The 7,030-nt window shown below is 62.8% G+C and carries 11 protein-coding genes; 5 read left to right on the top strand and 6 right to left on the bottom strand.

Features of this window, described 5'->3' with window-relative positions:
- From ACOJSJ_RS05855 to pheT, 5 genes are all read left to right on the top strand, one after another.
- The coding region (locus ACOJSJ_RS05855) for a 50S ribosomal protein L35 (RefSeq protein ID WP_420144050.1) at window positions 1-137 on the top strand (137 nt) is incomplete at its 5' end.
- 13 nt (window positions 138-150) lie between these two features.
- Window positions 151-513 carry a 50S ribosomal protein L20 gene (rplT, locus tag ACOJSJ_RS05850; RefSeq protein ID WP_224546488.1) on the top strand — a complete coding sequence of 121 codons (363 nt, stop codon included), beginning with the start codon at window positions 151-153 and terminating at the stop codon, window positions 511-513.
- Window positions 514-727: 214 nt separating this feature from the next.
- Complete coding sequence (locus ACOJSJ_RS05845; RefSeq protein ID WP_420144049.1) at window positions 728-1,345, top strand: LysE family translocator; 618 nt, start codon at window positions 728-730, stop codon at window positions 1,343-1,345.
- Window positions 1,346-1,433: 88 nt separating this feature from the next.
- On the top strand, window positions 1,434-2,522 hold the full coding sequence (gene pheS / locus ACOJSJ_RS05840) for a phenylalanine--tRNA ligase subunit alpha (RefSeq protein ID WP_420144048.1): 1,089 nt from the start codon (window positions 1,434-1,436) through the stop codon (window positions 2,520-2,522).
- Window positions 2,519-4,936, top strand: a complete 2,418-nt coding sequence (pheT, locus tag ACOJSJ_RS05835; RefSeq protein WP_420144047.1) for a phenylalanine--tRNA ligase subunit beta — start codon at window positions 2,519-2,521, stop codon at window positions 4,934-4,936. The genes pheS and pheT overlap by 4 nt, the downstream gene beginning before the upstream one ends.
- 279 nt (window positions 4,937-5,215) lie before the next feature.
- On the opposite strand, the gene ACOJSJ_RS05830 is transcribed toward pheT, so the two are convergent.
- The 6 genes from ACOJSJ_RS05830 to pspB form a co-directional block, all read right to left on the bottom strand.
- Window positions 5,216-5,455: a hypothetical protein gene (locus tag ACOJSJ_RS05830; protein ID WP_420144046.1), complete on the bottom strand. Its 240-nt coding sequence runs from the start codon at window positions 5,453-5,455 to the stop codon at window positions 5,216-5,218.
- A gap of 29 nt (window positions 5,456-5,484) precedes the next feature.
- Window positions 5,485-5,736, bottom strand: a complete 252-nt coding sequence (locus ACOJSJ_RS05825; RefSeq protein WP_420144045.1) for a hypothetical protein — start codon at window positions 5,734-5,736, stop codon at window positions 5,485-5,487.
- A gap of 34 nt (window positions 5,737-5,770) precedes the next feature.
- Window positions 5,771-6,082 (bottom strand): hypothetical protein, encoded by a 312-nt coding sequence (locus tag ACOJSJ_RS05820; protein WP_420144044.1) that lies wholly within the window; start codon window positions 6,080-6,082, stop codon window positions 5,771-5,773.
- Window positions 6,083-6,108: 26 nt separating this feature from the next.
- Window positions 6,109-6,399, bottom strand: coding sequence for a hypothetical protein (locus tag ACOJSJ_RS05815; RefSeq protein ID WP_420144043.1), 291 nt, complete (start codon window positions 6,397-6,399; stop codon window positions 6,109-6,111).
- A gap of 39 nt (window positions 6,400-6,438) precedes the next feature.
- Window positions 6,439-6,819 carry an envelope stress response membrane protein PspC gene (gene pspC, locus ACOJSJ_RS05810; protein ID WP_420144042.1) on the bottom strand — a complete coding sequence of 127 codons (381 nt, stop codon included), beginning with the start codon at window positions 6,817-6,819 and terminating at the stop codon, window positions 6,439-6,441.
- A 1-nt stretch (window position 6,820) separates the two neighbouring features.
- Window positions 6,821-7,030: envelope stress response membrane protein PspB (gene pspB, locus ACOJSJ_RS05805; protein WP_420144041.1), on the bottom strand; the 210-nt coding region annotated here is incomplete at its 5' end.

Raw genomic sequence — 7,030 nt, 5'->3', positions numbered from 1 at the left:
AGCACGGCGTCGCTGGCAAGCGTCACCGCCTGATCAGCCACAACGCCAAGTATATCCGTCAGAACCGCGGCACGTCCGTCCTGTCGGATTCCGATGTTGCCCATGTGCGCCTGTGGGCGCCCTACGGCCTGAAGTAAGGAGTAGAGGCACATGGCACGCGTAAAACGTGGTGTAACCACCAAGGCGAAGCATAAGCGGATTTTGGATCAGGCGAAGGGCTATTATGGCCGTCGCAAGAATACGATCCGTATCGCTCGCCAGGCCGTCGAAAAGGCCGGCCAGTACGCCTATCGCGACCGTAAGGTTAAGAAGCGGTCGTTCCGCGGTCTGTGGATTCAGCGCATCAACGCGGGCGTCCGCGCCGAAGGCCTGACCTATTCGCAGTTCATGCATGGCCTGAAGCTGGCCGGGGTCGAACTGGACCGCAAGGTTCTGGCCGACATCGCGATGCACGAAGGCGAAGCGTTCAGCGCCATCATCGCCCAGGCGAAGGCTGCGCTGCCCGCAGCCTGAGTGGACTGATCGCAAGATCGTCTTGAAAGGGGCGCCGGGGCAGATGCCTTCGGCGCCCTTTTTGTTTTTCCACGCCCGTTCGTTTCGAGCGAAGTCGAGAAACGAGAAGGCCGCATCATCCGCTTTTTGCCTCTGCCTGTCCTGAAGGCCTGCCTTGCAGCCGAAGGATCCGAAGGGAACGGAGACAGGAAGCCAGACCAAAAGGCGCGCAACCATGTCGCTGCATCTCTGGTGGTTATATGTCACGGCAGTTTTCCTGATTTCGGCCACGCCCGGCCCGAACATGCTGCATGTGATGACGCAGAGCATCGCCCATGGCCCGCGCAAGGCGCTGGCCACCATGGCGGGCCTGATGAGCGCGGTCCTGCTGTGCCTGATCGCCTCCGCATTGGGGTTGGGTGCGCTATTGAAAGCATCGCCGCGCCTGTTCGACGTCCTGCGCTATGCCGGTGTCGCCTATCTGATCTGGCTGGGCATCAAGGCGTGGCGCGCTCCTGTGGGTGGCGATGAAGTGCGGCCCTCCAGCGTGCGGTCGGCCCATGCCCTCTACGCGACGGGCCTGCTGACCGGCCTCGCCAATCCCAAGCTCATCATCTTTGCCGCTGCGCTGTTCCCCCAGTTCATCGACCTCGACCGCCCCTTCTGGTTGCAACTGGCCATCCTGATCGCCAGCTTCGTCGTGATCGAAAGCTTCTGGTATGGCGTCTATGCGCTGGGCGGTGCCCGGCTCGCCCGGTGGCTGGCGCCTGCCAACCGGCAGAAGCTGTTCAATCGCGGCACGGGCCTGATGTTCATCGGTTTCGGCGGAGCGCTGCTGGGCGCGCGGGCCTGAACGCTTTACCTGCCCGCCCCTTTCCTTGATCGCCATGCCCGGCTAAGGCGGCGGGCATGTGTCCGCCACCTCAGGCTCTGGAAGAAGAATGACCGAAATTAGCGCATTGAAAGCCGGCCTGATCGCCGACATCGACGCCGCCGTCACGTTGGACGCGCTGGAAGCGCTGCGCGTGGGTGCACTGGGCAAGAGCGGGGTCGTGACCGGCCTGCTGAAAACGCTCGGCCCCATGTCGCCCGAAGAACGGATGGAAAAAGGCCCGCCGATTCAGGATCTGCGCGAAAGCGTCACTGCTGCCCTGGCTGGCAAAAAGGCCGCGCTGGAACAGGCTGCGCTCGGCGCGAAGCTGGCGTCGGAAAAGGTCGACATGACCCTGCCCGCCGATGCGGCGCCGCAGGGCAGCGTCCATGCCGTGTCTCAGGTGATGGACGAACTGGCCGAAATCTTCGCCGACCTTGGCTTCTCCGTCGCCACCGGGCCGGAAATCGAAGACGACTGGCATAATTTCACCGCGCTCAACATTCCCGAAACGCATCCGGCGCGCGCGATGCACGACACCTTCTACTTCCCGGACGAGGAAGGGCAGAAGATGCTGCTGCGCACCCACACGTCGCCGGTGCAGATCCGCACGATGATGACGCAGGAACCGCCGATCCGCATCATCGCGCCCGGTCGCGTCTATCGCAGCGATTCAGATGCCACCCACACGCCGATGTTCCACCAGATCGAAGGGCTGGTCATCGACAAGGGCATCACGCTCGGCCACCTCAAATGGACACTGGAAACCTTCCTCAAGGCTTTCTTCGAGCGGGAGGACATCGTCCTGCGTTTGCGCCCGAGCTATTTCCCCTTCACCGAACCTTCGGTCGAAGTCGATGTCGGCTATACGCTGACCAATGGCCAGCGCGTCATCGGCGGCGACGGCGATGCAGCGGGCGGCGGCTGGCTGGAAGTGCTGGGCAGCGGCATGGTCAACCGTAGGGTGATCGAGGCATGCGGCCTTGATCCCGACGAATGGCAGGGCTTTGCCTTTGGCACCGGGGTCGATCGGCTCGCCATGCTGAAATATGGCATGAACGACCTGCGCGCCTTCTTCGACGGCGATCTGCGCTGGCTGAAACATTATGGATTTTCGGCGCTGGATGTCCCCACGCTGAGTGGAGGAGTCGGCGCATGAAGTTCACCCTGAGCTGGCTCAAGACGCATCTGAAAACCGATGCGGACCTGGCCACCATCCTCAAGACGCTGAACGCCATCGGGCTGGAAGTCGAGGGCGTGGAAAATCCGGCGGAGAAGCTGGGCGCGTTCAAGATCGCCAAAGTGCTGACCGCCGAGCGTCATCCGCAGGCCGACAAGTTGCAGGTGCTGACCGTCGACCATGGGGACGGCAATCCGTTGCAGGTCGTATGCGGTGCACCCAATGCGCGCGCCGGGCTGGTCGGCGTGTTCGGGGTCGAGGGCGCGGTGGTGCCGGTCAACGGCATGGTGCTGAAGAAGGCCGCCATCCGTGGCGTCGAATCCAACGGCATGATGTGCAGTTTCCGCGAATTGGAACTGGGCGAGGATCATGACGGCATCATCGAACTGGCCGACAGCGCGCCGGTGGGTGAGATCTATGCCAACTGGGCGGGCCTGAACGACCCGGTCATCGACGTTTCCATCACGCCCAACCGGCAGGATTGCATGGGTGTGCGCGGCATCGCGCGCGATCTGGCGGCGGCGGGCCTCGGCGCGCTCAATGCCATCATCGTGCCGACTATCGAGGGCGCGGGTCCGGGACCGGACGTGCGCACAGACGACATGGACGGCTGTCCCGCCTTTTTCGCGCGCACCGTGCGCGGCGTGACCAATGGCGCGTCGCCCGAATGGATGGCCAAGCGGCTGAAGGCGATCGGGCAGAAGCCGATCAGCACTCTGGTCGACATCACCAACTATATCATGATCGACCTTGGCCGACCGCTGCACGTCTATGACATGGCGACCCTGAAGGGCGGCCTTGTCGCGCGCAAGGGCAAGCCCGGTGAGCAGGTGCTGGCGCTCAACGGCAAGACCTATAAGGTCGATGAGAGCATGACCGTCATCGCCGACGATGAGGCGGTGCATGACATAGGCGGCATCATGGGCGGCGAACATTCGGGCGCGCAGGATGGCACGACCGACGTACTGATCGAATGCGCCTATTTCACGCCGGAACGGATCGCCGTCACCGGGCAGAAGCTGACTCTCACTTCCGACGCGCGCGGCCGGTTCGAGCGGGGTGTCGATCCCGCCTTCCTGGACGATGGCCTGTCGATCGCGACCGATCTGGTGGTCAAGCTGTGCGGCGGCACCGCCAGCGAAGCGACCCGCGCCGGGATCGCCCCCGCCACGCCCAAGACGGTCGGCTATAGCCCCGATCAGTGTCTGGCGCTGGCCGGCGTCGATGTGCCTGCCGATGAACAGAAGCGCATCCTTGAAAGTCTGGGCTTTGTCATCAGCGGCGAAGAAGGCGGCGTCGAATATCAGGACGGCATGCCAGTCACCGTGCCTGTCAGCTGGACGATTACCGTTCCGACATGGCGCCGCGACGTCGATAGCTGGCCGGATATTGTCGAGGAAGTGGTGCGGATCGTCGGCCTCGACCATGTGCCGTCCACCCCGTTGCCGCGCCTGCCCGGCGTCGCACGCCCGACCGCCACGGCGGAACAGCTGGTGGAACGCCGTGTGCGCCGTACCGCTGCAGCCCGTGGTCTGGCCGAAGCGATCAACTGGTCCTTCATTTCCGAAAAGGAAGCCGCGGCCGTGGGCGGGGGCGATTGGGTGCTGGCCAATCCGATTTCCGAAGATCTGAAGGTCATGCGGCCCTCGTTGCTGCCGGGCCTGCTGTCGGCGGCCAAGCGCAATGTGGACCGCAGCGCGACCAGCGTGCGCCTGTTCGAACTGGGCCGTCGCTATTTCAGGCAGGGCGAACGCGCCACCGTCGGCTTCGTGCTGGCGGGCGAGAAGGCGCCGCGCAGCTGGCAGAGTGGCAAGGCGCAGGCATTCGATGCCTTCGATGCCAAGGGCGAAGTGATCGCGCTGCTGGCCGCCGCCGGTGCGCCGGTCGGCAACCTCCAGAATTTCGGAGAGGCGTCGGCCGCCTATCATCCGGGCCAGTCGGGCACGCTGCGGCTGGGTCCAAAGGCGGTCTTGGCCGAATATGGCGTGCTGCATCCCTCGCTCGCCAAGGCATTCGGCCTGAGCGGTACGGTCGTCGCCGGTGAAATCTTCCTCGACGCCATTCCGGGCAAGCGCAAGAGCGGCTTCATGCGCGCGCCCTATGCGCCGCCCGCGCTTCAGGCGGTGAAACGCGACTTCGCCTTCATCGTGCCGGAAACGGTGGAGGCCGATGCGCTGGTGCGCGGCGTCAAGGGCGCGGACAAGAAGAGCATCGTGGACGCGCGGCTGTTCGACGTCTTCGTCGGTCCGGGCGTGGAGGATGGCTTCAAATCGCTCGCGATTGAAGTGACGCTTCAGCCGGGCGACAAGAGTTTCGCCCAGGACGAGTTGGAAGCGATCAGCGCCGCGGTGGTGAAGGCAGCGCAGAAGCTGGGCGGCAGCCTGCGGGGCTGATCCTGCATCGACGGACAAGATCAAGGGCGCGGTGAACCGACACTGCGCCCTTTTTCATAACCCCGTTCGTTTCGAACATCGTCGAAAACGCATGAGATGCGTTATCCGCTTCTGCACATTGCCTGTCTTGCGCGAGCGCCCTGCCGACAATCAATGGGCATTTCCGAAGCAGCCGACATCGTCTGCTTGCTCGGAAAATGCGGAAAATAGAAGAGAAATCGAGCATGATCCCGTTCAATCATGCTTCAAAAAGCGTGGGCGCCAGCGGATTTGGTCGGCTTACAGGTCGACGCCCGCCGCAATCGCTTCCAGCTTGCGGATGCGTTCCTTGAGGTCAGCGACCTCGATCCGCGCGGCGGCGGTGGGCGGCGTGCTGTCATCGCTGGCGCCATAACGGACCAGTTCGGCGCGCTTGAGTTCCAGCCAGCCATTCCAGCCGCGCAATGCCGCCATGGTCAACATGGCAAGCCCAGCAAGGGCGGTCATGGCCAGCGTCACATAGAGATAGGGGTCTTGCATAAAAACCTCCCTGATCGGGCGGGACCGTATCAGTCGCGGTCCCGAAGTTTCTCAAATTCCCGTTCCAGCGCGGTGGAACCGTCCGTCGCCAGCCGTTCCAGCACGGCGACACGATCTTTCAGCGCTTTCAATTCGGCGCGCAGCCGTTCGGTTTCCGGGTCGGGACCGCGCTGTACCAGTGCTTCGCCCCTTCCATGGCGCACGACGCCATATTTGGCGCGGACGACGCTGGCGATGGCGGTGATCGCAACGATGGCGACGACCATTTCAAACGGACCCATGATGATCACTCCCTGAATTCATGATGGCGCGCGCTCAGTTGGCGGGGCTGCGCAGCCGTTCGATTTCGCGATTGAGGCTGTGGCTTTCGTCGGTGACGATGCGTTCGACCACGGCAAGGCGATCCTTCATCGATCCGATTTCCGCGCGCAGCTGGGCATTTTCCTGGCTCAGCAGCTTGATACGCTCGACCATTTCCTCATTTTTCTGCGGATAGATGGCCTTGCCCCAGCTGTTTTCCAGCGGATAGCCATGTTTGATGCGCAGCCAGGTGGTGAAGATCCAGCCGCCGACCGCCAGCGATCCGACGATGACAGCCACCGGGGCAAAAGCTTCGAATGGAAACATGATGAATACTCCCCTTGCCTGACCGGTCAGCGCAGCGCGTCGATGTCGCGGGCGGTGCGGGTGGCAGGATCGGTGGCGATCCTTTCCAGCACGGCGATACGTTCTTCAAGGCGGCTGATGCGGCCAGTCAGCTTTTCGTTTTCGCTTGATAAAAGGTCGATTTTTCGACCGGCGTCGGGTTCCGTTCGATGAACGGTGCCGGTCCACTCATTTTCCACCGGATAACCATGGCGGGCACGGACCCAGGTGGTGAACATCCAGCCCAGCGTCGACATGGCGATGATGGCAAGGACGAAGAAGGGACCACCGAAATTCATGACTGTGTCTCCCTGTTATCAGCTGCCCCGGACGATCGATCAGCGCAGGCTGTCGATTTCGTCGGCCAGGCGGGTGTTGCGGCTGGTATAATAGATTTCGATGTCGGCCAGACGCCGGTCGATGTCGCGGAATTTGGACCGGACGTCGCGGGTCGAACGGGTCGGATTGGTGCGGACGCCCTGCCAGAATTTTTCGTCGTCGCGATCGGCGTAAAGGCCGCTCGGCTTGTTGTCAGCGAAATAGACGGCGGCGAAATAGGCGACCAGCGTCCAAGGGAAAGCGCCCATCAGGGTGATGAGAACCGCGCCGACCCGGACCCAAACGACATCGATGCCGCTATAGTCCGCGATACCGGCGCACACGCCCATCCATTTGCCATTGACCTTGTCGAGATAGAATTTGGTGCGGCGGGCGGTCATGTCAGTTCCTCCGGTCGAAGTCGTAACCGTCATCGGCAGACGGGCGTTGCGGGCGGAAATCGGGATTGTCGGCAGCGACGATCCGTTCGACCGTCTGGAGCCGTTCTTCCAGACGGCGGGCCAGAAGGTGGAGTTCGTCCAGCAGCTTCTCATCCTCATCGGTGATCTTGGGCGCCTGCTTCCACTTGGTGACATAGTGGAAGATCAGCCA

Source organism: Sphingobium sp. (genome assembly GCF_048594625.1).
In the GTDB taxonomy this organism is placed as follows: domain Bacteria; phylum Pseudomonadota; class Alphaproteobacteria; order Sphingomonadales; family Sphingomonadaceae; genus Sphingobium.
The sequence above is the reverse complement of the archived record's forward strand: the minus strand, read 5'-3'. Positions and strand labels throughout refer to the sequence as shown.